Source organism: Streptomyces herbicida, from assembly GCF_032656585.1.
GTDB classification, from domain to species: Bacteria; Actinomycetota; Actinomycetes; order Streptomycetales; family Streptomycetaceae; genus Streptomyces; species Streptomyces herbicida.
On the sequence record NZ_JAUYWJ010000010.1, the window covers coordinates 216,012 to 239,431 of the forward strand.

General features: G+C 71.6%; 25 protein-coding genes. 8 read left to right on the forward strand and 17 right to left on the reverse strand.

Annotation, left to right across the window (positions count from 1 at the left end):
• From Q8A52_RS22180 to Q8A52_RS22230, 11 genes are read right to left on the reverse strand one after another with little or no spacing between them, the layout of a single operon-like run.
• Positions 1–591: a phage baseplate assembly protein V gene (locus Q8A52_RS22180; RefSeq protein WP_316754439.1), complete on the reverse strand. Its 591-nt coding sequence runs from the start codon at positions 589–591 to the stop codon at positions 1–3.
• A gap of 42 nt (positions 592–633) precedes the next feature.
• Positions 634–1,740, reverse strand: a complete 1,107-nt coding sequence (locus Q8A52_RS22185) for a hypothetical protein (RefSeq protein ID WP_316754440.1) — start codon at positions 1,738–1,740, stop codon at positions 634–636.
• On the reverse strand, positions 1,730–2,047 hold the full coding sequence (locus Q8A52_RS22190) for a LysM domain-containing protein (protein ID WP_316754441.1): 318 nt from the start codon (positions 2,045–2,047) through the stop codon (positions 1,730–1,732). The genes Q8A52_RS22185 and Q8A52_RS22190 overlap by 11 nt, the downstream gene beginning before the upstream one ends.
• Positions 2,047–2,727, reverse strand: coding sequence for a hypothetical protein (locus Q8A52_RS22195; RefSeq protein ID WP_316754442.1), 681 nt, complete (start codon positions 2,725–2,727; stop codon positions 2,047–2,049). Before Q8A52_RS22195 ends, Q8A52_RS22190 begins: the two co-directional genes overlap by 1 nt.
• Positions 2,724–3,122, reverse strand: a complete 399-nt coding sequence (locus Q8A52_RS22200) for a hypothetical protein (RefSeq protein ID WP_316754443.1) — start codon at positions 3,120–3,122, stop codon at positions 2,724–2,726. The genes Q8A52_RS22195 and Q8A52_RS22200 overlap by 4 nt, the downstream gene beginning before the upstream one ends.
• Complete coding sequence (locus Q8A52_RS22205; RefSeq protein WP_316754444.1) at positions 3,119–5,200, reverse strand: AAA family ATPase; 2,082 nt, start codon at positions 5,198–5,200, stop codon at positions 3,119–3,121. The genes Q8A52_RS22200 and Q8A52_RS22205 overlap by 4 nt, the downstream gene beginning before the upstream one ends.
• On the reverse strand, positions 5,197–6,387 hold the full coding sequence (locus Q8A52_RS22210; RefSeq protein ID WP_316754445.1) for a DUF4255 domain-containing protein: 1,191 nt from the start codon (positions 6,385–6,387) through the stop codon (positions 5,197–5,199). The genes Q8A52_RS22205 and Q8A52_RS22210 overlap by 4 nt, the downstream gene beginning before the upstream one ends.
• Complete coding sequence (locus Q8A52_RS22215) at positions 6,384–7,148, reverse strand: hypothetical protein (RefSeq protein WP_316754446.1); 765 nt, start codon at positions 7,146–7,148, stop codon at positions 6,384–6,386. The genes Q8A52_RS22210 and Q8A52_RS22215 overlap by 4 nt, the downstream gene beginning before the upstream one ends.
• Positions 7,145–7,840: a hypothetical protein gene (locus Q8A52_RS22220; RefSeq protein WP_316754447.1), complete on the reverse strand. Its 696-nt coding sequence runs from the start codon at positions 7,838–7,840 to the stop codon at positions 7,145–7,147. Before Q8A52_RS22220 ends, Q8A52_RS22215 begins: the two co-directional genes overlap by 4 nt.
• A gap of 23 nt (positions 7,841–7,863) precedes the next feature.
• A complete protein-coding gene (locus tag Q8A52_RS22225; RefSeq protein ID WP_316754448.1) occupies positions 7,864–8,376 on the reverse strand; it encodes a phage tail protein in 513 nt (170 codons plus the stop codon).
• A 1-nt stretch (position 8,377) separates the two neighbouring features.
• The gene (locus tag Q8A52_RS22230) at positions 8,378–9,889 is read right to left on the reverse strand and encodes a phage tail sheath C-terminal domain-containing protein (protein WP_316754449.1); all 1,512 of its coding nucleotides are present in this window, start codon (positions 9,887–9,889) and stop codon (positions 8,378–8,380) included.
• A gap of 284 nt (positions 9,890–10,173) precedes the next feature.
• Between Q8A52_RS22230 and Q8A52_RS22235 the strand changes: the two genes are divergently transcribed.
• Positions 10,174–11,013, forward strand: a complete 840-nt coding sequence (locus tag Q8A52_RS22235) for a chitosanase (protein ID WP_316754450.1) — start codon at positions 10,174–10,176, stop codon at positions 11,011–11,013.
• 255 nt (positions 11,014–11,268) lie between these two features.
• Entirely contained in the window at positions 11,269–12,468 is a 1,200-nt protein-coding gene (locus Q8A52_RS22240) for an acyltransferase family protein (protein ID WP_316754451.1), read from the forward strand.
• A gap of 19 nt (positions 12,469–12,487) precedes the next feature.
• Here Q8A52_RS22240 and Q8A52_RS22245 read toward each other — a convergent pair whose 3' ends face one another.
• Positions 12,488–12,694, reverse strand: coding sequence for a twin-arginine translocase TatA/TatE family subunit (locus tag Q8A52_RS22245; protein ID WP_316754452.1), 207 nt, complete (start codon positions 12,692–12,694; stop codon positions 12,488–12,490).
• A 155-nt stretch (positions 12,695–12,849) separates the two neighbouring features.
• On the opposite strand from Q8A52_RS22245, the gene Q8A52_RS22250 reads away from it, so the two are divergent.
• A complete protein-coding gene (locus Q8A52_RS22250; RefSeq protein WP_316754453.1) occupies positions 12,850–13,377 on the forward strand; it encodes an STM3941 family protein in 528 nt (175 codons plus the stop codon).
• On the opposite strand, the gene Q8A52_RS22255 is transcribed toward Q8A52_RS22250, so the two are convergent.
• Positions 13,374–15,011 carry a serine/threonine-protein kinase gene (locus tag Q8A52_RS22255; protein WP_316754454.1) on the reverse strand — a complete coding sequence of 546 codons (1,638 nt, stop codon included), beginning with the start codon at positions 15,009–15,011 and terminating at the stop codon, positions 13,374–13,376. The two genes, Q8A52_RS22250 and Q8A52_RS22255, sit on opposite strands and share 4 nt — an antisense overlap.
• Positions 15,012–15,199: 188 nt before the next feature.
• On the opposite strand from Q8A52_RS22255, the gene Q8A52_RS22260 reads away from it, so the two are divergent.
• A complete protein-coding gene (locus tag Q8A52_RS22260) occupies positions 15,200–15,901 on the forward strand; it encodes a nucleotidyltransferase domain-containing protein (protein WP_316754455.1) in 702 nt (233 codons plus the stop codon).
• Between the two features lie 9 nt (positions 15,902–15,910).
• Here Q8A52_RS22260 and Q8A52_RS22265 read toward each other — a convergent pair whose 3' ends face one another.
• The 4 genes from Q8A52_RS22265 to Q8A52_RS22280 all read right to left on the reverse strand — a co-directional run bounded on the left by Q8A52_RS22265 (position 15,911) and on the right by Q8A52_RS22280 (position 18,986).
• Positions 15,911–16,279 (reverse strand): ArsR/SmtB family transcription factor, encoded by a 369-nt coding sequence (locus Q8A52_RS22265; protein ID WP_316754456.1) that lies wholly within the window; start codon positions 16,277–16,279, stop codon positions 15,911–15,913.
• A 197-nt stretch (positions 16,280–16,476) separates the two neighbouring features.
• Positions 16,477–16,851: a roadblock/LC7 domain-containing protein gene (locus tag Q8A52_RS22270; protein ID WP_316754623.1), complete on the reverse strand. Its 375-nt coding sequence runs from the start codon at positions 16,849–16,851 to the stop codon at positions 16,477–16,479.
• Positions 16,852–17,060: 209 nt separating this feature from the next.
• Positions 17,061–17,930: a maleylpyruvate isomerase family mycothiol-dependent enzyme gene (locus Q8A52_RS22275; protein ID WP_408649232.1), complete on the reverse strand. Its 870-nt coding sequence runs from the start codon at positions 17,928–17,930 to the stop codon at positions 17,061–17,063.
• A 204-nt stretch (positions 17,931–18,134) separates the two neighbouring features.
• On the reverse strand, positions 18,135–18,986 hold the full coding sequence (locus Q8A52_RS22280) for a helix-turn-helix transcriptional regulator (protein WP_316754458.1): 852 nt from the start codon (positions 18,984–18,986) through the stop codon (positions 18,135–18,137).
• A 147-nt stretch (positions 18,987–19,133) separates the two neighbouring features.
• Between Q8A52_RS22280 and Q8A52_RS22285 the strand changes: the two genes are divergently transcribed.
• The 4 genes from Q8A52_RS22285 to Q8A52_RS22300 all read left to right on the forward strand — a co-directional run bounded on the left by Q8A52_RS22285 (position 19,134) and on the right by Q8A52_RS22300 (position 23,398).
• A complete protein-coding gene (locus Q8A52_RS22285; protein WP_316754459.1) occupies positions 19,134–20,249 on the forward strand; it encodes an MBL fold metallo-hydrolase in 1,116 nt (371 codons plus the stop codon).
• Positions 20,250–20,364: 115 nt separating this feature from the next.
• Positions 20,365–20,622, forward strand: coding sequence for a hypothetical protein (locus tag Q8A52_RS22290; RefSeq protein WP_316754460.1), 258 nt, complete (start codon positions 20,365–20,367; stop codon positions 20,620–20,622).
• Entirely contained in the window at positions 20,622–22,880 is a 2,259-nt protein-coding gene (locus Q8A52_RS22295) for a heavy metal translocating P-type ATPase (protein ID WP_316754461.1), read from the forward strand. Before Q8A52_RS22290 ends, Q8A52_RS22295 begins: the two co-directional genes overlap by 1 nt.
• Positions 22,877–23,398 carry a copper chaperone PCu(A)C gene (locus Q8A52_RS22300; RefSeq protein WP_316754462.1) on the forward strand — a complete coding sequence of 174 codons (522 nt, stop codon included), beginning with the start codon at positions 22,877–22,879 and terminating at the stop codon, positions 23,396–23,398. The genes Q8A52_RS22295 and Q8A52_RS22300 overlap by 4 nt, the downstream gene beginning before the upstream one ends.
• Positions 23,399–23,420: the final 22 nt, after the last annotated feature.

Here is a 23,420-nt window from a genome sequence, read left to right on the forward strand (position 1 = left end):
TCACGCCGTCTTCACGACGAGCGCGCCGTTGTTGATGTTGACGAGGCCGACGATGTTGATGGTCGGAGCGGTGATGGTCACGCCCGAGCCGTCCACGGTGATCGCCGCGGACGGGGACTGCAGCAGGACCCCGCCGCCCTTCATGGGCGCCACCGGGGTGTCGCTGACGACGACCTTGCTCTTGCCCGTGCTCTCCACCAGGAAGGCGGGGGAGGCGGGGACGAGTGTGCTGGCCGTGGTCGGCGTCTCGGCGCGGCTGCCCCAGAAGAAGCCCGTCCAGATCGGGTGGTCGGGGTTGCCGCCCTCGAATTCCACCCACACCCCGGCCTGCGGCGCCGGCACCACGAACACCCCCGACTGCAGCCCGGCGAGCGGTACGCAGGGCATCGCCCAGCTGCTCGGGAACAGCCCGAACACGTCCGGCACGCTCACCAGCAGCCGCCCCATGCCCAGCGGATCGGTGTTCTGCACGACCGAGCCGCGGTACTTGCCGTAGAAGCGGCGAGCGCCGGGCGGTTCGCCGTCCTCGCGCTGTGCCGGGCTGAGAAGGCCCGGGGACTCCACATAACCGATGTCGTCCATACTCGTCATGACGTCTCGTCTCCTCGCGCCGATCGTCTGCAGCGGGACCGCTCACAGGGGATCGAATGCGTTGCGGGTCAGGCTGAACTGCTGGGTGTAGGCGCCGCGTTTGATCGAGTGCGTGACGCTCTTGACGTAGTACGTCCCGTCGTACGCCGTGCCCGCGCCGTGCACCGGCACCGGCCGGCGGGGGCGCAGCGGCCGGCCGTAGCGGAGGGCGTCGAGACTGCCCTGTCCCGAGATCACCTCGTAGCTGTCCGCGGCCCGGGCCAGGGCAACGCCCGCCGCCTGCGGCGGGGTCAGCTTGGCCAGGCCGTGGATCGGCTCCACCTTGAGCGGCCGTGGCCGACGGCGGCCCATGGGCGGGCTGAGCGGGGTGACATCGGGAACGGGGACCGGGATCGGGAACTTGGTCTCCGGGTTCTGGATCAGCACGATGTACTGGGTGGCGGAGAAGCCGTCGAAGGAGAAGGACAGGCTCTCGACGTTGCTCGCCGTGTCGCAGTTCACCAGCAGCGGGTCCTGCGGGAGCCCCAGCTTGTCGGGCGGTCCCCAGTGGGCGATGTTCACTCCCGGCTCGGGCCCCGGCTCTACGAAGAACAGATAGCCGGCCTGCGCGGCGAGCTGCCGTACGTAGGCGAGGTCGGTGCCCTGGTGACTGGGCACCTCCTTGAGCGGGTTGGGCGGCACCATGAACACACTCGGCACGATCGCCGGAACCAGCCCGTACATCGGGTACTTGGCGCAGATCACCGCCACCCGCGCCTCGGGCGGCAGGCACGGGTACTTGACCCCGCTGAAGTCGATCACGTCCATCATCCGGGAGACGTCCTCGCCCGTGAGCGTCAGCTTCGCCTGCCCCGGCTCGGCCGAAGGGGCAACCTCGTGACGGGTGACGACACCGTCCATCAGCACCGTCGTGCGTCCACGCACGGTGAGCACGAGCTGCACCCGCGCGGGCGGGTCCAGCGCCCCCTGCGGGAGCAGTTCCGCGAAGAGCAGGGACCGCTTGGCGGTGGCGAACTGCAGCTGGAAACCGCCGGATCTGCCCACGCCCTCGGTCACCTGCACCGACAGCAGGGCGTCCACCACCTCGGGCGGCACGGGCTCCGCGCGCACGGCGCCGAGCCGCAGCGCCAGCAGCAGGTCAGAAGCCACGGGTGCTCCCGGCGGCAGCGGCGGACAGCGCGAGCAGCAGACGGCGGCCGGGCCGGGCCGTCAACTCCTCCGGATCCAGTACGGGGTTGGCGTCCGCGATCCGCCAGAACAGCTCGGGATCCCCCAGCCCGGCGGCCGCGATCCGGTCCAGGCGGTCGCCCTCGGCCACCGGGTGGAAGCCGAGCGGTGTCAGCGAGGCCGGGTCGGGCAGCAGCCTGCGGCGGACGTACGGCACCGGGTCGCCGCCGCCCGGAGGCTCGTAGCGGGCGACCTCGATGCCGTGATAGCGGCTCGCGGCGGTGAACATCAGCTGCCTCCCGGTGGGGTGCCGAGAATCGTCGGACCCGGGCGGGCCGAGCGGTGCAGCGCCGCGAGCTGCTCGCGGCGCCGCTGGTGGGCGAGGAACAGGGCGCCGCCGCGGTGGGTGAAGCCCAGGTCGTCGATGGTGAGGATGCGCAGTCCGAGGCCGACCTTGGCCCGGATCGGCTGCAGCCGGGAGTCGAACGCCTCCTCGGTGACCGTGAATTCCGTGATCCGCACCGGTACGACACGGTCCCGGTTCCACACGAAGACGGTGAGCGGCGACTCCATGGGCGCGATCTCGAACGCCCCGGAGCGGGCCGCGGCGTCCTGGTCGAGCAGCGCCCGCGCGGTCGGGTTGACCAGCTGGTCCAGCGCGGCCAGCACCGGCAGCAGCCCGAACCGGGCCACCACGTCCGCGTCGGCACCTGACGGGTCCTCCAGCTGATCCGTGGCGTTCAGTTCGACCTCGACCTTCACCGTCTCGTGCGCGGGCCCCTTGAGCCGCAGCGCCTCGCTCCGCTCCCCGGCCTCGGCGCCGACGCCCTGCGGCTGGAGCGTGCGGGTGACGGTGTCGGGGTTGTACTGCAGGGCGATCACCCGCAGGACGGCGCCGGTCGCGGGGTCGAGGAGCACGATCGCACCGCGAGGGACGACGGGGGTGCCGGGCAGGAAGGACGAGGTCATCCGGTCTCACCGCCCGAACCGCCAGAACCGCGCGTCTGCGTACCCCGTGTCCTCGTGCCCTGTGTCTCGATGCCCCGTGTTTCCGCGTTCCCCATGTCCGCGTCCCGCGGCGGTCGGCCGGAGGCGACCGTGTGCGCCACCACGCGGCCCACCGCCAGCGAGGCCGCTCGTGCGACGGCGTCGAGGCCGCTGTCCTCGGCCGTGACGCTCAGCCGCCCGCTCGGGGGTCCCCCCGCCCGCTCGCCGGCCGGGGCTGCCGTCGTCTCCGCCGCCGCGAGGTCCGCCCGCAGCGCGGCCCGCAGCACCTCGGCCGCCTCCGCCGCCGAACAGCCCCCGGCCACACCGGCGTCGAGCACCATCAGGTCGATGCGCACCACGATCCTCCGGACCGTCATGACCCCTCCCCGACGAGCACGGGCAACGGCAGGTCCAGCTTGCGGAACTCGGCGCGGGCGGCCGCCATCACCATCGCGGTGTCCACCGGACGCCCGGACGCCGCCGCCGAGAAGGCCGCGCCCAGCGCGATCGCCTGGATGGCCGCGCCGGTCGCCGGCAATTCGGCGAACCGGCCGAGGTCGAGGCCGCTCGCCAGGGGCACGGAATCGGGGAAGGCCGCCTCCCACAGCCGTCGCCGCTCCTCCTCCCCGGGCACCGGGAACTCCACGACGAACCGCAGCCGCCGCAGAAACGCGGGATCCAGCGCCGCCCGCAGGTTGGTGGCGAGCACGGCGACACCCCGATAGGCCTCCATGCGCTGCAGCAGATAGCTCACCTCGATGTTGGCGTACCGGTCGTGGCTGTCCTGGACCTCGCTGCGCCGCCCGAACAGCGCGTCGGCCTCGTCGAACAGCAGCAGCGACCCCCCGCACTCCGCGGCGTCGAACACCCGGCGCAGGTTCTTCTCGGTCTCTCCGATGTACTTGCTGACCACCGCCGACAGGTCCACGCGGTAGAGATCCAGCCGGAGTTCGTGCGCCAGCACCTCGGACGCGAAGGTCTTGCCGGTGCCACTGGGACCGGAGAACAGCGCGGTCACGCCCTGCCCCCGACTCGTCCGCTCGGCGAAGCCCCAGTCCGTGAACACGGTGGCGCCGTGCCGAACATGACCGGCCATCCGCCGTAGGGTCTCCATCTGCGGTTCAGGCAGCACGAGATCGCTCCAGCGCGCGCGGGGCACGATCCGCTGCGCCAGGGACTCCAGCCGGGGCCGTGCGGCGTCCCGGCAGGCGGCCCACAAACGGTCCCCTGCCTCTCCGGCGGTCGGGCCGTCCGGCCCCGGCCGGTGGGCGGTCGCGACGCGGTGCAGCGCGGGCAGGCTCAGCCGGAACTGCGCCGCCAGCGCGACCGGTGCCCCGCCGGGGTCCAGCCCCGTCGAAGCGGCCCACAGCGCCCGCTGCTCGCCCGGCGGCGGCACGGTCACATCGACCACCGCCGTGGAACTCCCCTCCACCGGCCACACCTCACGCGCGGCCAGGACGACCGGCCCGCCGGTGCGGGGCAGCAGCCGTCGCACGGCGGTGGTCAGGGCCGTGTCGTCCGGGTCGGCGTCGATCGCGTCCAACAGCAGCACGACCGGCAGCAGCAGACTCTCCCGGTGCCACAGCAGCGCCACCGTCTCCGGGTCCCGTCCCTCCCGGCCCAGCACCCCGGCCCGCAGCCGGTACACCTCACGTCCCAGCCGCGCGAACGCCCGTACGGCCACGAGTGCGGCGCTGTCCGTGTCGCGGGCCGTGAGCTGTACGACGGGGAACCGGCCGTCGGGGGTCTCGGCGAGCACGGCCGCCGTCACCGCGTCCTCCGCGTGCCGCACGGAATCGGTCGAGGCGACGCCGACTGCCGGATCGGCCACCGGCTCGAGCACCGAAGCGAGGCGTTCGTCGAGGTGGTTGAGGCCGCGCACCAGGTTGGCGATCCGGTCGTCCGGCCGCAGCGGTGCCGTCAGCAGCGGCTGCGCGGGAGCGGGCACGGCCTCGGCCAGCCGCCAGTGCCGCAGCGGCCGCAGGGGCGACAGCACGTCCCAGCGCGCGTCGTCGAACAGACGCAGTGCCAGCGCGAACGTCGGCGCGGTCGCCAGCGGATCGCCGTGCGCGGCGGCGATCTCCGCGCCGATGCCCGGGTCCACGGCGGGAGCGGCCACCAGCAGCAGCACGTCGCGTTCGAAGTCGGTCAGCCCGAAGCGGTCCGCGAGCTGTACCAGCGCGGGCGGCGCGGTGTCCGGTTCGGCGGCCGCGGCCTCCCGCGCCGCGGCGAGCCGGCCGAGGACACCCGTGTCCGCCAGGGCCGGGGCGGCGGCCGGCAGTTCGGGCCGACGCTCCCGCCAGGGCGGGCGGCGCCTGCCGCCGTCCGTCGGCTCCGGCGCGTCCGGGAACCGGGACAACGCCTCCAGCCGGGCCCGCAGCCAGGCCAACGAGGCCTTGAGATAACGGCTGTTGGCCTCCTCCCAGCGGAGGTCGGCCGGAACGCCGATGCTCACGGGATCGTCACCTCCACCGTCGGCCCGGTCCGGAACGTGCCGTCGGCCCGGTCGACGATCTCGCTGTCGACGCCGTCCACCCGCAACCGCACCCGGGTCTTCCCGGACGGCAGGACGGCGGTCACCGAGACCGTTCTGGAGCCCGCGGTCAGCAGCCCCACCGCCAGCTGCCGTGCTCCGACCAGCACCGCGGCCTGCTGACCGGGCAGCACCGGCTGCGCGGCCGTCACGGTCACCTTCGTGCGCGCCGGGGTGCCGCCGGCCGCCTCGGCCGCGAGCGCGGTCACCGCCGGGGCGACGCCGAGGACGAGTTCGTTGGTGCGGGGCGAGCCGCCATCGGCGGGGCCGAGGTCCAGTGCCCATGGCCCCGCGGGCAGTCCCGTGGCGGGCAGGGTGAGCGTCACCTCGCCGGCCCCGGGGGCGGGCGCCGGCAGCGCCACGTTCGCGGTCCGGGGCACACGCAGATGCCGCAGCCGCACGCTCAGTGCCGTGGTCGGCAGTTGCTCCACCAGCAGCGTGACCCGCTCCCCGGGCAGCGCATCGACCTGCCCCGCGGCGGCACAACGGATTCCGAGCAGCGCAGGCGAGCCCGTGTCGGGCCGCACGGCCGCTCCCCGGTCGTCCGGGCCCCGGCTCAGCACGGGCATCGGAGCGAGGCCGGGCAGGGCGCTGTCGATGAGGACGGCCGTCACCTGGTACGCGGACGACATCCGGAACGGTGTCCCGAACGCCGTCCACATCTTGGCGATGTCGTCCTGGCTCAAGGTCTCCTGGCTGATCTTCACGCGCTCGGGCTGCAGATGCAGATCGCTGCCCGGCAGTGCCGCGGCCGTCGCCGCCCGGATCTCGTCGCCCGACAGGAGCGGCTCGTCGTGCAGCGCGAGCATCGCGGCCCCGAGCAGCTCGTGCGCCTTGCCCTCGTCGTCGCTGTACGCGGCGAGCAGGTAGTGCAGTACCAGCGGCAGCAGCGGCTTCGGCGACTCACCGGGACGCGCGCCGGACGCATCGGCGTTGCGGAAGGCGGGGTTGAGGTCCGCGCGGTAAAGGAAGAGGTTCACATGGTCGCCGCTCACCGCGTCGGGCGCCTTGTTGGGTGGGGCGACGGTGACCCTGGGGCCGCCGAGCCGGGCGAACAGCCGGGCCCGCAGGGTGGCCGTGACGGCCGCGATGGCCAGGGAGTTGCTCATCCCAGCTCCCCCTCGGCGCGTCGGCGCAGATAGTTCTGCAGCGCCTTGGCGTGGTCCGCCTGCGCGTCCCGCCGCGGGACCGGCGGCTGCGGCGGTGCGGGCGGGGCCGGGGCACGGACGTCCAGACGCCCGATGGAGACCTCGACCACGACAGCCGGTTCCGCCGCCGTGGCGGACGCGGCCGCCGGGGCGCCGGCGACGAGCGGGGGCGGTGCCTCGGCGTGGAGCAGCGGCCGGTCGAAGGCGACGACGGCGTGCGGGGCGTGGTGACCAGGAGGCTCGGGGGTCTCCTGCTCGGGGCTCTGCAGGAAGCTGCGCCGTGGATCCGCCGGGCGGCCCGGCTCCTGCGTGGCCTCGGCTGGGACGGGGTGGGGGAGTGGCGCCGGTTCCTCGCGTCGTACGGGGACGTCCTGGCGTAGGGCGGAAGGACGTTCCCGCACGACGGATACGTCCTCTCGTCGTACGGCAGGGTGCCGGACGACGGAGAGGGCGCGGGTGGGCGGCTCCCGGCCCGGGACGGCGGGCTCGGCGTCGGTGGTTCCGGTCGGCAGGGGTGCCCGGGGCCCCTCCTCCTCGACGGACGGGTCGGTGCCGTCGATGGCCGCCGCCTGCCGCGCGGGGGGCTCCGGGGCGTCGGGGCGGGCCGGTGGGGGCGGTCCGTCTGCCGGGGAGGAGCGCTCGTAGCGGGAGACGGGGCGGGGTCGCAGGCCCGGGACGGGGGAGCGGCTGCGGCCGACGAGGCGCGTCAAGGGGCCGGTCATGTGCCCACCAGCCCCAGATAGCACTGACGGCGCCATGGGCTGAGCGCGAGGGTCTGTGCCTCCGTCCAGCCGTAGGCGCGGGCCAGCTCGTGCACCTCGAGCAGGGTCCGCCGGCCCCAGATGTCCAGCTCCGCCCACAGGTATCCGACGATGTCGAAGGGCTCCTCCCAGGCCAGGCCGCAGTCGGGGCAGGCGAGGCCGACGCACGGGTCGATCAGCGGGTCGGCGGCCGTCCATGCCGCGGCGACCGCTGCGGCCGCCGGGGCCGGCTCTCCGGGGGGAGCGCACCGGCGTACGAGGGCCTCCTCGGGATCGGGGACGTCCGCGTCGAGTACGGCGGCCAGGTCGGCGCTCGTGGGCATGCGCACCGGGACGTCCCGGCCGCCTGCTCGCACGGTCGCCGCGTCTCCGGCCGCAGGCTCGTTCTCGGCAAGCAACTCCCGCTGGTCGAATGCGACTTCGACCTCGGTGTCGCATCCGGGGCAGCGGGACACCGCGTCCACGGCGGTACCGAACAGGGCGGCGCGGAACGCGAACAGGGCGCGGTCCCGGCGGCCCACGGACACCTCCGCTGCGGCGGTCGGCGTGGTGCGCCGGGCCGCGGCCAGCAGGGCCAGACCGCGCCGCAGCGGATCGCGGCTCCAGCCCGCCTCCCACGCGTCCAGCAACTCGACGGCACTCACCGTGTCCATCCTCATCCCCCGCTGACGTGCCGTCAGAAGTTCGGCTCGCTGGGCTCGGTGACCCCCACGTCCCGCACCCAGCCCTCGTTCTCCAGCTTCAGGTGCTGGATGGCGACCGCGTTGGCGTTGGCGTCGAGGTCGGGCAGCGCCTGGTACTCCGACACCCAGCAGCGGAAGACCTGGTAGGCCAGCACCGGCTGACCGGCCTCGTTGCAGACCTCGATCACCAGGTCCTTGCGGAAGCCCGCGAGAGCGATCTCGGCACCGACGTCGTTGCTGTAGTTCCACACCTTGTTCGCCCATGCCTCGAACTCCGGGTCGTGGGTGACCCCGCGCTCCAGGGTGATCGCCTCGTACTTGGTGCGGCCGGGTGACTTGCGGGCGGTGGAGTGGTCTCCGCCGTCCCGGTGCTCGACCACTTCGGTGGTCCGCTTGAGCGCACTCACCTTGCTGATGCCGGCGACGTACTTGCCGTCCCACTTCACCCGGAACTTGAAGTTCTTGTACGGGTCCAGGCGGGCGGTGTTGACCGTGAACTGCGCCATCTCAGCTCCCCTGGGTCGTCGCGTCGTCGCGCTTCTGCTGGATACGGATGTGGACGAACTCGGCGGGGGACAGCGGCTGGAAGCCCACGTCGACCGTGACGACGCCGCGGTCGATGGCGTCCTGCGGGTTGTTTCCGGCGTCGCAGCGCACGAAGTACGCCTCCTTCGCGGTCCGTCCCTGGAAGGCGCCCTGGCGGAAGAGGCGGTCCATGAAAGCGCCCACGTTGAGCCGGATCGAGGACCACAGGGGCTCGTCGTTGGGCTCGAACACCACCCATTTGGTGCCGATGAACAGCGATTCCTCGATGTACAGGGCCACGCGCCGCACCGGCACATAGCGCCAGGGGTCGCCGAAGTCGTCGCCGCCTCGGCAGGTGCGGGCGCCCCAGAGGACATTGCCGTAGACGGGGAAGGTGCGCAGGCAGTTCACGCCGAGCTTGTTGAGGGTGCCGTTCTGCTGGTCGGTCAGCCGGAAGGTGAGCGAGCGCACCCCCAGCAGTCCGCCGTCGTCGGTCCCGGCCGGCGCCTTCCACACGCCGCGCCGGGTGTCGGTGCGAGCCATCACACCGGCGGCCGTGCCGGCGGGGCCGACCTCGCGGTCGTCGCCGAGCGGGTCCGAGATCCTCAGCCTCGGGAAGAACACCACCGCGTTGCGTGCCGTCACGCCGCCGACGGGCAGCCCGCCGCGGGCCCCCTGTACGGCCGCGTCCACGGTGTCCCAGCCGAACGGCGGGTCGAGCAGCAGCATCGCCCGCCGCTGTTCGCACAGCCGGGCAGCCGCGTCGATCACCGGCGCCCAGTCGCTGTCACGGGTGTCCGTTCCCGTGGTGGGTTTCGCCAACTGGTTCGGAATCACCAGCAGGTTGAAGACGTCGACGTCGGCCAGTGCTTCCAGACCGGTGCGCGGGGACGGCGTCGCGCTGCCCAGTATGTCGGACCTCGTCAGAGCGACGTCGGTACCGCCGGTGAAGGCTTTGTTCTCCACGGCGGCCGGACGTGTGCCGAAGACCTGGGTGTCCGGCTCGACGAGTTGCGAGGTGCTGAGCACCCGGTCCAGGCGTGAGCTCTCCAGCGCCGGGTCGACGGAGACGACGTACGACTCCGTCGTGCTCCCGTCGGAGACGACGAGCGTGTAGCGCTTGGGCTCGCCCGAGTCGTGCTTCACGGTCACCTTGATCGAGTTGCCGGCGGTGCCGGGTGTCCTGGCCCTGAGCTTCACCCCGTCGCCCAGGTCGACCTGCGCGTACGCCGGGTCGCCGCCGACGCGGACCACGACCGCCTTGCTCCCGCCGTTGAGGAAGAACTGATAGACGGCGTAGCTCAGTTCGCTGCCGGTCCACAGGCCGCCGAACCGCTGCTCGAAGTCCGCCCAGCTCTCCACCGCCGTGGGCGTCCTCGGTCCGGCCGACGCGAGCCCCACGAATGCCGTCACCGAGGTCTCCGCACCGGCGATCGGCCGTACCGGGCTCTCGATCTCCTCGATATAGACACCGGGATAGGAGAATTGCGTCATGGCGCCGTTGCCTCCCTCACCCGACGGCATCGGGCCGCCGGCAGGTGATTCGTATGGTGGGAGACACCAGTCACCGGGCCGTCACCGAGGCGTCAACGCCGCACCACCCAGCGTGCGCCTCCCCCGACGGGAGGAAGCCGACTCGCCCCTTGAGTCACGACTTCGGCTTGTTCGATGCTACGAACTTCCACCCTAGGGCTTTCAGTGGAGCGTCTAATAGGAAACCTTCCTGTCAGTACGCTAGAGGGACAACTTCCCACCCCCCACTTTCAGTTGGAGCCCCCGTGGTGCACCTCGACCATCATGCAGCATCCCCGTCCGGCCCCTCCCGCCGGACCTTCGTCGCCCTGACCGGCGCCGTGGCCCTCGGCGGTCTCCTGGCCGCGCAGCACGCCACGGCGGCTCAGGCGGCCGCCCCGGGCCTCGACGACCCGGCGAAGAAGGAAATCGCCATGAAGCTCGTGTCGAGCGCGGAGAACTCCTCGCTCGACTGGAAGGCGCAGTACAAGTACATCGAGGACATAGGCGACGGCCGCGGCTACACCGCCGGCATCATCGGCTTCTGTTCCGGCACCGGCGACATGCTCGACCTCGTTCAGCTCTACACCGACCGCAAGCCCGGCAACGTCCTCGCCAAGTACCTGCCCGCGCTGCGCCGCGTCAACGGCAGCGACTCGCACGACGGGCTCGACCCGAACTTCCCCCGGGACTGGCGCAAGGCCGCACAGGACTCGGCGTTCCAGCAGGCGCAGAACGACGAGCGCGACCGCGTCTACTTCAACCCCGCGGTGCGGCAGGGCAAGGCGGACGGACTGCGGGCGCTCGGCCAGTTCACGTACTACGACGCCATCGTCATGCACGGCGACGGCGACGACCCCACCAGCTTCGGCAGCATCCGCAAGCGGGCGCTGCGTCATGCGAAGCCGCCGGCGCAGGGCGGCGACGAGACGGCGTACCTCAACGCCTTCCTCGACGCCCGGGTGTGGGCCATGAAGCAGGAGGAGGCCCACAGCGACACCAGCCGGGTCGACACCGAGCAGCGTGTCTTCCTGCGCAAGGGCAACCTCGACCTGAACACGCCGCTGGACTGGAAGGTCTACGGCGACAGTTATCACATCGGCTGATCGCAGGGGCACGACACGAGGCGCCGGGACGGTCCGACCGCGGTCGGACCGCCCCGGCGCCTCGTCCTGCTCCGTGGCGTAACCCCAGCCCCCGCTCGGTCAGCCATTCGGGTGTGTTCCGCGCCGTTGAACGTGTGAGGTCGACGATGTTCTTCGGCACAGGTGTGATGTTTGTTAAAACGCCGGAATGAAGGGGGGCGAATGGGCAACGTTCCCTTTCATGCCCCAAACGAACATCCCCCGGCAGGTGACACGATGACGACGGCGACCAGGGTGCCGAGGCTACCGTCCACCAGTGCCACCGCAGCCGACCCCACGACGCCCCCGCCCGCCTCGATGCCCTCGCTGCCGTCCCTGACCGGACTGCGGTGGGTGGCCGCGCTGCTGGTCTTCGGACTGCATGTGCGCAACTTCGGCTACTTCGGAGGCGACGGCGGCCGGATCGTGACATGGGGACTGGGGGCCGGCGCCGTCGGTGTCTCGTTCTTCTTCGTTCTGTCCGGGTTCGTACTGACTTGGTCCGCACGGCCGAACGATCGCGCGCTCGCCTTCTGGCGGCGCCGCATCGCCCGCATCTACCCGGTCCATCTGGCCACCGCCGCGATCGCGCTGCTGATGGCGTACACACTGGCCCGCCAGCCGAAGCCGACGCTGCCCCAGGCGCTGGCCAACGTCCTGCTGGTGCATTCCTGGTGGCGCCCGTGGTGGCAGACGCTGGACCCGGTCAGCTGGTCACTGGCCTGCGAGGCCTTCTTCTACGCCGCCTTCCCGCTGCTGGCACTCCTGCTGCGCCGCCTCGGCGCCCGGGGGCTGACGGCTCTGGCCGGGCTCTCGGCGCTGTCGGTCCTGGTGCTGGCCTGGGCGGAGGCGCACCACTGGGCGGACCAGCCGATCAGTTCCTTCCCCGCCGCCCGTTTGCCCGAGTTCGTCCTCGGTGCCGCCTCGGCCAGGCTGGTGCTGCTGGGCCGGTGGCGCGGGCCCGGCCTGGAGGCCTCCCTCGCCCTCGCCATCATCGGCTACTTCTTCGTCCCCCAGGTCACCGTCGGATACCCCGCCACCGCCTGCACCCTCACCGGCTTCGCCCTGCTCATCCCGGCGGCCGCCGTGGCGGACCTGCGTGGCCTGCCCTCCCTGTGGCGCGGCCGGCGGCTGGTCCGGCTCGGAGAGCTCTCGTTCGCCTTCTACATGGCCCACCTGCTGGTGCTGCGCGCCGCCACCAGTGTGCTAGGCAAGTACCCGCACTTCGGCGTGGCGGCGGGCCTGGCCGTCACCGCCGCCTTGTTCACGGTGTCACTCATCCTCTCTTGGGTCCTGTACGAGGCGGTGGAGCGTCCCGCGAGACGGCTGCTCCTCCGCAATCGCCGCTCCGCCGAGCCCCGGCCGACCCCGCCCGCCCCGGCGAAGCCCGCCCCGCTCAGCAGGTGCACCGAAGACACACAGCACGCCGACAACTGAGCCGGCGAGTACGACGCGCTCAGGAGCGGGGCGGCTCATTGCGGTCGACGACGGTGCCCGGGATGACCTTCCCCGGCCCGGTGTCCTCCTCTTTCAGTGCTCTCGCCTCGCTCTTGAAGATGCGCGCCGCCCTGCCCGCCGACCGTGTCAGCTCGGGGAGTTTCTTGATCCCCAGGACCACGACGACCACGAGGAGGATCAGCGCCAACTCGCTCAAGCCGAACATCGGGTTGCTTCCTTCCGCAATCTACAGTGCTGTAGAAGTGTCTCCTGTGAGGTGATCGCTCAACAAGTCCTCCTCCCGGGGAGTACTCGGGGGAGTACTGCCGGAGCAGGAATCCGGCCCCCGGCCGACAGTCGTCGACTGTCTAAAGTGATCGCGTGACCAACGAACCCGCGGATCTCCCGAGAACCGCCTACCCGTCCTCCATACGTCGCACCGCACTCGTCGCCCTCGGCTCGATCGTGTTCGTGGTGCTGTGCATATGGGCTCTGATCAGCCATTCCAGCATCAAGGCCATACTCGCGGGCGTAGTGGGCGTGCCGTTCTTCGGTCTGTGCGCCGCGGTCGCGATCGGCCGTCTCGTACGACGGCGGCCCGAGCTGGTCATCACCGGCGAGGGTCTGACACATGCCATGCTGGGCTCGATCAGCTGGACGGAGATCGCCGCCGTGGGGATCTGTGAGATCAAGGTCAGTTCAAGGCCCCAGCGCATGATCGAGCTGATCCTCCACGACCCGGGCGCCTATCTGGCACGCGCACCGCGTATGGCTCGCATCGCAGGCAAGGCCAACCTGCGCATGGGCTACAGCCCGGCGGCCATCTCCGCGACCACGCTCCCGGTCGGTGTGGACGAGGTGTTGGCGGCCATGCGCCATCATCACCCCGAGTTGAACATCGTTCGCTAGGACGACGAGCGGTGCAGACGGGACGGTGAGCCGGCCGCCTGGCTTCCCTCGTCGACGAGGGTGAGGGTGTCGGCGCCCGTCTTGGTCAGCGTGTAGACGTTGCCGCGCACACAGACCACCCCGGCCGACGGATCGCTGGGCGTGCTCGTCGCCGCTTCGAAGACCATGGACGTCCGATGGGTTTCCCGCAGGAGCAGTGTCTCGGTGCACCCGAGGTCCCGGCCGCTGCCGGCCTCGGTGATGTGGCTGACCTGCCGGCCGACGAGTTCACCGCGCGCCGCCGCGTGCAGGGTGACGGCGACGGTGACCCCGCTCGTGCGGGAGTTGACCACCCCGTCGGCCGACTTGCTGCCCGGCCCGGTGCCCTTCCAGGTGCCGACCCAGGAGGCGGGCAGGGCGCCCGCCGTGGCCGTGGAGCGTGACGGGGAGGGCGACGAACCGTGCTGGCCGTCCGACTTGTTGTCGTTGCCGCCGTCGGGCCAGGACAGCGCTGCGACGACGGCCACGGCTGCCACCACACCCGCGCAGATGGCCGACGTCCGGGCGAGGGACGTGCGCCGCTCTCGAACCGTCGCGGCGGACAGGGCGGCGGGCGACGAGTACGCGACGGGCGGTCCGAATCCGACGGGCGTGACCGGTGTGGCCGAGGCGGGTTCGACTGCGGCCACGAGTATGGGACTTGGGGCCATGGCGCCCGGGGGAGCCTGGGGCGGCGGCGCGGGAAGGGTCGCCGACGGTTCCAGCCGTGCCCGCAACTCGGCTTCCCTGGCCGCGAGTTCCGCCTCCAGGCCGGGCAGCGGCTCGGATGCCCAGCCACCTGAGGAGGCGCCGATTCGCTCCAGGAGCGCTTCGGCGGTCGGGCGGTCCTGAGGCGACTTGTGCAGACAGGCGGCCAGCAGCGGTACGAGTGACCGCGGAACGCCTTCCAGCGCCGGTTCCTCGTGCACGATCCGGTAGAGCAGCTGCGCGGCCGACGAGTCCTCGCCGGGCCGGAGGAACGGGCCCTCCCCGGTGGCCGCGTACGCCAGCACGGCGCCCAGCGCGAAGATGTCCCCGGGCTCGGCCGCGCCCCCGCCGGTGACCTGCTCCGGCGCCATGTACCCGGGTGAGCCGACGACACCTCCGGTACGGGTATGGCGGGTGTCGTCGGCCGCACGCGCGATGCCGAAATCGATGAGCAGGGGGTGGCGGCGGCCGAGCAGCACGTTGGACGGCTTCACGTCCCGGTGGGCCAGCCCCGCCCGGTGCACGGCCCGCAGCCCCTCGGCGAGTTCCGCGGCCAGGGCCCGTACGGCGGGCTCGGGCAGCGGGCCGTACCGCTGCACCCAGTCGGCGAGTGAGGGCGCGGCGACATACTCCGTGGCCAGCCACTGCGGCCGCTGACCTGCCGGGCTGTAGTCGACGACCGCAACCGCCCAGGGGGAGCGCACCTGGTCGCTGCTGGCGATCTCGCGGGCGAACCGCTCCTCGAAGGCCGGGTCCGCACCGAACTCGGGCCGCACCGTCTTCAGGGCCAGCGGGCGGCCGGACGGGGTGCGGGACAGGAACACCTGCCCCATGCCGCCGGCCCCGAGCCGCGCCAGCAGGGGGTAACCGCCGATGGCGGGCGGATCGGTGGGATCCAGATTCCTCATGAGCATCTCCGGGCAATCCCGCCGATTACATGGGCGCTCATGCTACATGGCGTGTATGCGTCAGATGGGTCAGCGGTCGCCGGCCAATATCCGGGTGACCGCCGCCTGGCACGTCATGACAATGGAGCCCCACGCACCAGGCTCACCGCGCACGTACAAGGGCGCAAGTACAAGGAAGGCGGCCGCCCGTGACCGTCCCGAACGTCATCCTGTCCGGGATCGTCGGTTCCACCGCGTACGGACTCGCTCACGAGGGCTCCGACATCGACCGCCTCGGCGTCTTCGCCGTACCCACCGCGGAACTGCACGGTCTGCACCGGCCGAAGGAGTCCCACGTCACCACCAAGCCCGACCGCACCCTGCACGAAGCCGCGAAGTGGTGCCGCCTCGCCCTCGGCGGCAATCCGACCGCGATGGAGCTGGTGTGGCTTCCGGACGAGCTGTACGAGGTGCGGACGCCGTTCGGGGACGAGCTGATCGGCATACGGTCCTCGCTGCTGTGCGCCAAGCGTGTCAGGGACGCCTACCTCGGCTATGCCACACAGCAGTTCCGGCGCCTGCAAGCCCGCGGCGACGGATCGTTCTCCGCGGACACCCGCAAGCGCACCGCCAAGCACGCCCGGCACCTGAAGCGGCTGTGTCAGCAAGGGTTGGAGCTGTACGCCACCGGCCGGCTGACCATCCGGGTCGAGAACCCGCAGGAGTACCACGACTTCGGCGAGCGCGTGGCGGCCGACGCGTCCGCGGCACTGCCCACGCTCCGGGCCTACGAGGCCGCGTTCGACGAGACGCCCAGTGTGCTCCCGGAGCAACCGGACGAAGCGGCCGCCGAAGCGTGGCTGCGCCGCGTACGGGGCCACCTGTACGCCGACGCACAAGCGCGGGGATGATTTCGGCCGTCACCGGTGGCCGCTGCTGGTGGTCGCCGGCGGTGGGGACGACGGAGCCTGTTGCAGTGCGGCCAGCAACTCGTTCCGGCCGGCGAGCAGTTCGGTGAGGATGCGGCGGGCGGCGGCCAGCAGTTCGGCGACGTCACCGCCGGCGAGTGCGTAGAGGACCGTAGAACCCTCGCGGGTGGACACGACGATCCCCGATCGTCTCAGCACCGCCAGCTGCTGCGAAAGGCTGGACGGCTCGATCTCGATGTCCGCCAGCAGGTCCCGTACGGGGACGGGGCCGTGCTGAAGCAGCTCCAGAACCCTGATGCGTACCGGGTGACCGAGCATGCGGAAGAACTCCGCCTTGGCCTGGTAGAGGGGGACTTGCATGCGCGTTCGCTCCCTGCCGGGTCGGAGTGGTCGCCAGGATGCGGCGGCACCGCGAAGGTGCCGCCGCTTGATCCGGCTTCATGAGCCGATCCTTGTCGCCCGGGACCGTGCGCATCCACGAGTTGGGGTCATGCTGATCTCGTGACTTGAAGAAGTCTTCACATTCTGGGCATGCGTGTGCCCGGGCTTACGTCAGCTCAGACCTCGAGTTGTTCTTCCACGCGCTTCAGCTGGTGCCGGGCCATCGCCAGATTGGACCGGGCCTTGTCGAGAACGAGGTAGAGGAACAACCCGTTGCCGTTGCGCCCGCTGACCAGACGAATCAGGTGGTACTGTCCCTCGAGTGTGATCAGGATGTCCTGAATGTCACCCTTCAGGCCCAGCTGGTCCATCGTGCGCACCTTCGCGCGGATGACATCCGTGTTGCCCGCCGCGGCGATGTTCAGGTCGAGGTCCTTGCTCCCGCCGAGGGTGCCCAGGGCCATGCCGCTGGTGTAATCGACGACCGCTGCCCCGAGCGCCCCCTCGATCGAGGCCATGATCTCCTTTAAGGACACTTCAACACTCGCCATCGTGCCTCCCCTTGGTTGTCGGCTGCGGCGGCGCGGCGCGTTGCCGTCCCGCCCGGTGGTTGCACCGTAGACATGCATATGCGGCGCGATGGGGGCGTCTCCGGGACTGACGGCCGATGCCTGATAGATCACATAAGACGACTGATCTTGAATCGGGGAACGATCGACTTCGATTGACTTGGATCGGCGACCGACGGCGTCGTGCCGGATCAGGGCGCGGTGAACAGGTTCGGGAAGCGCGGCGCGAGCCAGGGCTTGCGTCCCCAGGTGATGATCTGTCCCTGGGCGATGGCCGGCCACGGGTTGCGCCGGCCCAGCGCGATGAGCAGGAAGGTCACGGGCTCGATGAGGATGGTGCAGTCCGGGCGGTCCTGCGGCTCCGAGGTCACCTGCACGGCGCCGTCAGTCAGGGTCACGCCGAACGCCGCGCCGCCCCTGAGCCGGATGGTGTAGCGGGCGGTGAGACCGGCCGTGGCGGCCGCGTCGGCCACGCGCGGCATGACCGAGAGCATGAACGGCATGCACAGCCCGACCCGGTTCGGGTCGATCATGTGCGGGTGTTTCACCGCACGAGCGAGGTCGTAGCCGTGGCCCAGCATGTGGGTGAGCAGGTAGGACGCGAGCAGGGGCCTGCTCAGGGGGCCGAGTGGCGTGACGAGCGGCGTGTCGTCGGCGGTCCCCTCGGCCGCGGCCCGCGCCACGGTGTCCAGGAAGGCATCGGCCTGCTCGGTGATCACCGCCGCCAGTGGCTCCGCCCGGCGCTCCGCGTAGGCGGCGAGGGACCGCTCATTGGCCGCGGCCAGACTCTGCGGGGTGCCGTCCCCGTAGGGGCGCTCACGCCCGGCCGCGAGGTCGGCCATCAGTTCGTTCGCCAGTGCCAGATGGGCGGCCGCCTCGCCGAGGGTCCACTCGGATCCCGGTACGGGCACCGTCGTGTCGGGCACGCCTCGCAACAGCGCGGCGATGTCACCGGCGGTCTCGCGTATCGCCTGGCCCAGCCCTTCGGGCAAAGGCTCCCTGATGTCCTGCCGTACCGTCGGATGCACGCCGCCCGCTCCCCCTCCGCCTGCCGCGCCCATCGCGCGCCGGGGTACCCAATCAGACTCCGCGCCCCGCGACAAGCCTCGGCGCACGGCTTCCCCGACGGGCCGCGGCGCAGGCCAGGCCACGGTTGCCACACCTCCGGCGCGACGACGTCCGGGCCGAGCCCGTCCACCTGGTGATCGTCGCCGGAGCCGGAGCCGGAGCCGGAGCCGGAGCCGGAGCCGGAGCCGGAGCCGGAGTTAAGGAGCCTCGCTGCCGCCCTCGAGGCGTTCACGATAGGCAAGCGGTGACAGGCCGTACTGGCGCTTGAAGGCGCGAGAGAAGTAGAGGCGGTCCTGCACGCCGACGCTCGCGGAGATCTCCCCGACGCTCAGGTCCGTGAACCGCAGCAGTCGGGCGGCTTCGAGCATCACCCGGTCGGTGATCAGCGCCCGTGGGGGACGGCCGGTGACCTGGGACACCGCTCGCCACAGCGCGCCGGTGGAGACCCGTAGCTCGGCCGCATAGTGACCCACGTCGTGTCGACGCGCGAAGTCACGTTCGAGCAGGGCATCGAAGCGACGACAGAGCCGGGCCTCCGCCGCGGGCGCCCGGGCATCGGCGCTGTGCCAGCGCTCGATCCAGGCGAGTACGGTCAGCAGCAGATGACGGTGGATGGGCGCGCTCTGCGCGTCCAGCGGGCGCCGGGTCTCAGCGGCCAGGGCTCGGATCACCGAGTCGAGGGGCGCGGTGTCCTCCGGTGGCACCTGCACCGTCGATACCTCGCGCCCGGCGGACAGCCGGCCCGGCCTCGCGCTCGCGTCCAGGAGTTCCGCGCCGAAGCGGACGTACGCTCCCGACAGGCCTTCGGCCCGTTCGAAGTGGTGCACCTGGCCGCGCGGTATCAGCATCACCGTGTTCGCGACGGTGGTGGAGCGACGACCGTCCAGGAGGTGCCGGCCGATGCCGTCGCTGGTCCAGAACAGCTCGTGGAAGTCATGGCGGTGGGGGCCGCCGACGGGGCAGGCCGCGTCGGTGAAGGTCTCGTTGGCATAGAGCCCCACATGCAGCGCGGGGCCGGCCGAGGGGAAGCTGTCCACAACGAGTCTCATCAGTGGCTCCTGCCGAGTCGATCACAACAACGAGGGTGACCGGTTCAACGGCGTGGCGAGGCGTGGCACTCCCGCGGGAAGAAACATCCATACATCCGCGAGATGCGCCCATGGCTGCCGTCGGTGGGCGCGTTGAAACCTGGGGGCATGGACGAATCCCCTTCCACCGGGGACTCCCGTTTCTTCGATGATGCCCTGATCCCCTGGGAGACTGACGTGATAGACCGTCGTTCACTGATGCGGCGCGGTGGCGTGGCCGCAGGCGCTCTCGCCCTCGGCGCGGGCCTGCCCGGCCAGGCGTCCGCCCGTGCCGCAGGCACCGACCCGGCCCCGTCGGAGGGGCCGGTCCCCGCCTTTCTTCCGCTGCCGGAGCACAGCAAGCCGCTGCCGGTCAACGCCGACGGCTACCGGCTGGAGCGCGTCGGTCGCAACGGCTATGTCGTCATCTCCGGTTTCGTGCAGAACATCTTCGTCGTGACGCGTGAAGGCGTCGTCCTCATGGACGCGCCGCCGACGACGAGCCCCGCCGTCGAGAAGGCCATCGCGTCCGTCACGAACAAGCCGGTCACCCATCTCATCTACAGCCACGACCACTTCGACCACATCGGCGGGGCGACGAACTTCCCGGGCGCGATCCGTATCGCGCACCGGGACACCGCTTCGCTGCTCGCCGTGCACAACGACCCGGCGCGGCCGCTGCCCCACAAGGTGATCCACGAGAACCACAAGGTGCTGCACGTCGGCGGGGAGGAGATCCACCTGATCTACCCGGGGCCCAACCACGAGGCCGGCAACATCCTGGTCCACTTCCCCGCACAGCGGCTGGCCCAGATGACCGACATCGTGATGCCCGGCTGGGCCCCCTACCGGGCGTGGGGGAACGCCGACTACATGCCGGGCATCCTGACCGCCCATGACGCCATCCTGGACCTGGACTTCGACACCTATGTCGGCGGCCATGTCTACCGCACCGCCCAGCGCGCGGAGGTGCGCCAGTCGCGCGAGTTCTTCCTGGACCTGTGGTCGACCACGAAGAAGAAGGCGGGGGACATCTCGTTCGCCGAGGTGACCGCGGCGCTGGCCGAGCCCGCGAATCTCTGGGCGGCGCAGAAGGTCTGGATCGACAAGGTCGCGCAGTCGGTGACCTCGGAGCTGATCGACCGGTGGGGCACGAAGATCGCCGCCGTCGACACGTTCACCGCGGACACCGTCGGTGCCGCCATCGTCTCCATCAACACCGACGTCCCCGTCAACTTCCTCTGACCGAGAGGGCGCTACAGCGTGACGCGCGCCACATCCCTGTTCCGGAACTCTGCCGCCGGTCGCTCCGACTCCTGAAGAGGTACGGACGTACGGATGTGATCTGGAGACGCGGTTGATGGACGAGTCCCGGCAACCCTCCCTCGGCGGGGGCGCGTTGCCGCTGCGCAGGCTGATGCCCCCGCCCGCCCTCTGCGGGTTCGTCGTGCTGCTGGCGCTGCTGTTCACGGTGTCGTACGCCGTCGGCGCCTCGGCCGGACCCGTCGCCCCCGGTATGCACGGCACCGGAACGAGCCGTGGCGGCGGGGGCGACGACGGCCGAGGCGGCGGGGGAGGAGGCATGGACATGGGGGACATGCCCGGAGGAAGCCACTGATGGGCGCGGAACCCGTGGTCACCCTGGTCACCACCGATCTGACCATCGGCGGCATGACCTGCGCCGCCTGTGTGAACCGGGTCGAGAAGAAGCTCGGCAGGCTGGACGGGGTCACGGCGACCGTCAATCTGGCCACCGGGCGGGCCCGGGTGAGCCATCCGGCGCAGACCCGTCCGGAGGAGCTCGTCGCCGCCGTGGAGAAGGCCGGTTGTACGGCCGCCCTGCCCGAGTGGCCCAAGCGGCACCGCAGCGAGGAGGCAGAAGGCGCCAGCGACGGACAACGGCAGGACCGGGACCGGCTGTTGGTCACCGTGCTGCTCGCTGTGCCGGTGCTCGTCCTGTCGATGGTGCCGGGCTGGCAGTTCCGCAACTGGCAGTGGCTGTGCTTCGTGCTGGCCGCTCCGGTCGCGGTGTGGAGCGCCTGGCCGTTCCACGTGCGCGCGGTGCGCGGGCTGCGGCATGCGTCGGCGACCATGGACACACTGGTGTCGCTGGGCGTGGCGGCCTCCTTCTCCTGGTCGGCGTACGCGCTCTTCCTCGGCGGCGCAGGGGAGCCCGGCATGCGGATGCCGTTCACCCTGGTGCCCACGGCGTCCGAAGGCATCGCCCCCATCTACCTCGAAGGCGCCGTCGGAGTACCGCTGTTCGTGCTGGCCGGGCGATTCCTGGAGGCACGCGCCCGACGCGGTACGGGGGCTGCGCTGCGCTCGCTCGTCCGACTCGGGGCCAAAGAGGTCTCGGTGCGTGAAGGCGGATCGGAACGGCACATTCCCGTCGAGCAGTTGGAGGCCGGTCAGGTCTTCGTCGTACGGCCCGGAGAACGGGTGGCCACCGACGGCGACGTGGTGGAAGGCAGCTCCGCTGTGGACCAGTCGCTGGTCACGGGGGAGAGCGAGCCCGTCGAGGTCGGTCAGGGCTCGACCGTGGTCGGCGGAGCGGTCAACGCGGGAGGGCTGCTGCTCGTGCGGGCCACCGCCGTCGGCACGGACACCCGACTTGCCCGGATCGATCGGCTGGTGACCGAGGCGCAGGCGGGCAAGGCGCGGATACAACGGCTGGCGGACTCGGCCGCGGGCGTCTTCGTGCCCGTCGTCCTGGCGCTCGCCGTCACCGCACTCGGGTTCTGGCTCGGCGCCGGGGCCGATCCGCAGGCGGCCGTCACCGCATGCGTCGCGGTCCTGGTCGTGGCCTGCCCGTGCGCGCTCGGCCTGGCGACGCCGACCGCGCTGATGGCGGCCACCGGCCGGGGTGCCCAACTGGGCGTACTGGTCACCGGTCCACAGGCCCTGGAGGGGCTCCGGCACATCGATGCCGTCGTCCTCGACAAGACCGGCACTCTCACCTCCGGCCAGATGAGTGTCGTCCGGGTCACCGCCGTACCCGACGGTCTCGGTCGTGACACGCTGCTGCGGCTGGCGGGAGCCGTGGAGCAGGGCTCGGAACACCCACTCGGCCGCGCCGTGTCCGCATACGCCCGCCGAGAGCTGCCCGGGCAGCGGCTGCCGGACGTGACCGGGTTCCGCGCGCTGCCGGGGCGGGGCGTGTGCGGCCGGGTCGAGGGACGACTGGTCGAAGTCCTGGCCGCGGAAGGCGAGTTGCCCGCCACCCTCGCTGCCGCCCGGCCGGTCGCCGAAGCCTGCGCCCACACACCCGTACTGGTCCGTGTGGACGGCGTGGCCGAAGCCCTGATCGAAGTCGGGGACGTCGTACGACCGGGCGGTTACCGGGCCGTTGAGCGCCTCCGGCGCCTGGGCGTGCGCCCCATGCTCGTCACCGGCGACGCGCCTGCGCCCGCCCGTGCCGTCGCCGAGGCGCTGGGCATCGACGACGTGCACGCCCGCCGCACCCCCGAGGACAAGGCCGCCCTGGTACGCGACCTGCAGCAACAGGGCCACCGTGTCGCGGTCGTCGGCGACGGTGTGAACGATGCCGCCGCACTGGCGGGTGCCGACCTCGGCATCGCCATGGGCAGCGGCGCCGACGTCGCCATCGGGGCCGCCGACGTGACGCTGGTGCGCGGCGACATCGACGTCCTCGCGGACGCGATCCGCCTCGCTCGCCGCACGCTGGGCACGATCCGCGCCAATCTCGTATGGGCCTTCGGCTGCAACGTCGTCACGGTCCCCCTCGCCATGGTCGGCCTGCTCGACCCGATGCTCGCCGCGGCGGCCATGTCGGCCGGCTCGCTGCTGGTGGTCGGCAACAGCCTGCGGCTCCGAGCGCGGCAGCCCTCACCCGCCCGGAGGCCCACCCGTTGACCGAGCAGCACCCCTGGCGGCCCACCCGCCGTCGGCTGACCGACACCCTGCTCGCCGCGATCGCTCCGCTCGCGGCCTGCAGCCTTGCCCTGGCCGGCCTGACCACGTGGGTCGGTGCCGGGAAGGCGGGCACCCCAGCACGGATCACCGTTTCGGCCGGGCGCGTCTTCCTGCCGTACGGCAACAGCACCGAGACCGCCGCCTTCTTCGACCTCACCAACCTCGGCGGCGCGGACGACCGGCTGGTCGAGGTGACGTCCCCGGCGGCCCGGGGCGAGATCACCCTCAGCCGTCACCGCACCACCCGACGCGGAGCCGCCTACAAGGCCGACACGCCCTCGGCCACCGTCCCGGCGGGCGGGAAACTGGCCATGTCCCCGCACGGCGTGGACGTGAGCCTGCACGCCGGGGCAAGGTGGCGGGCGGGTGACCTCGTCGCGTTCACCCTGCGTTTCGAGCGCAGCGGGACGGTCCGGGCCATCGCCGTGGTGATCCGGCCCGGCGGGCGTGCCTCGTGACCCGGATCACGCAGGCCGGATC

Coding starts and splice junctions, on each gene's coding strand:
- Q8A52_RS22210 (WP_316754445.1), bottom strand. CDS start 6,387: ATGAGCAACTCCCTGGCCATCGCGGCCGTCACGGCCACCCTGCGGGCC.
- Q8A52_RS22195 (WP_316754442.1), bottom strand. CDS start 2,727: ATGACCTCGTCCTTCCTGCCCGGCACCCCCGTCGTCCCTCGCGGTGCG.
- Q8A52_RS22270 (WP_316754623.1), bottom strand. CDS start 16,851: ATGGCGAGTGTTGAAGTGTCCTTAAAGGAGATCATGGCCTCGATCGAG.
- Q8A52_RS22225 (WP_316754448.1), bottom strand. CDS start 8,376: ATGGCGCAGTTCACGGTCAACACCGCCCGCCTGGACCCGTACAAGAAC.
- Q8A52_RS22240 (WP_316754451.1), top strand. CDS start 11,269: ATGACGACGGCGACCAGGGTGCCGAGGCTACCGTCCACCAGTGCCACC.
- Q8A52_RS22285 (WP_316754459.1), top strand. CDS start 19,134: ATGGACGAATCCCCTTCCACCGGGGACTCCCGTTTCTTCGATGATGCC.
- Q8A52_RS22245 (WP_316754452.1), bottom strand. CDS start 12,694: ATGTTCGGCTTGAGCGAGTTGGCGCTGATCCTCCTCGTGGTCGTCGTG.
- Q8A52_RS22275 (WP_408649232.1), bottom strand. CDS start 17,930: ATGGGCGCGGCAGGCGGAGGGGGAGCGGGCGGCGTGCATCCGACGGTA.
- Q8A52_RS22255 (WP_316754454.1), bottom strand. CDS start 15,011: ATGAGGAATCTGGATCCCACCGATCCGCCCGCCATCGGCGGTTACCCC.
- Q8A52_RS22215 (WP_316754446.1), bottom strand. CDS start 7,148: ATGACCGGCCCCTTGACGCGCCTCGTCGGCCGCAGCCGCTCCCCCGTC.
- Q8A52_RS22190 (WP_316754441.1), bottom strand. CDS start 2,047: ATGTTCACCGCCGCGAGCCGCTATCACGGCATCGAGGTCGCCCGCTAC.
- Q8A52_RS22280 (WP_316754458.1), bottom strand. CDS start 18,986: ATGAGACTCGTTGTGGACAGCTTCCCCTCGGCCGGCCCCGCGCTGCAT.
- Q8A52_RS22295 (WP_316754461.1), top strand. CDS start 20,622: ATGGGCGCGGAACCCGTGGTCACCCTGGTCACCACCGATCTGACCATC.
- Q8A52_RS22265 (WP_316754456.1), bottom strand. CDS start 16,279: ATGCAAGTCCCCCTCTACCAGGCCAAGGCGGAGTTCTTCCGCATGCTC.
- Q8A52_RS22200 (WP_316754443.1), bottom strand. CDS start 3,122: ATGACGGTCCGGAGGATCGTGGTGCGCATCGACCTGATGGTGCTCGAC.
- Q8A52_RS22180 (WP_316754439.1), bottom strand. CDS start 591: ATGACGAGTATGGACGACATCGGTTATGTGGAGTCCCCGGGCCTTCTC.
- Q8A52_RS22290 (WP_316754460.1), top strand. CDS start 20,365: ATGGACGAGTCCCGGCAACCCTCCCTCGGCGGGGGCGCGTTGCCGCTG.
- Q8A52_RS22220 (WP_316754447.1), bottom strand. CDS start 7,840: ATGGACACGGTGAGTGCCGTCGAGTTGCTGGACGCGTGGGAGGCGGGC.
- Q8A52_RS22230 (WP_316754449.1), bottom strand. CDS start 9,889: ATGACGCAATTCTCCTATCCCGGTGTCTATATCGAGGAGATCGAGAGC.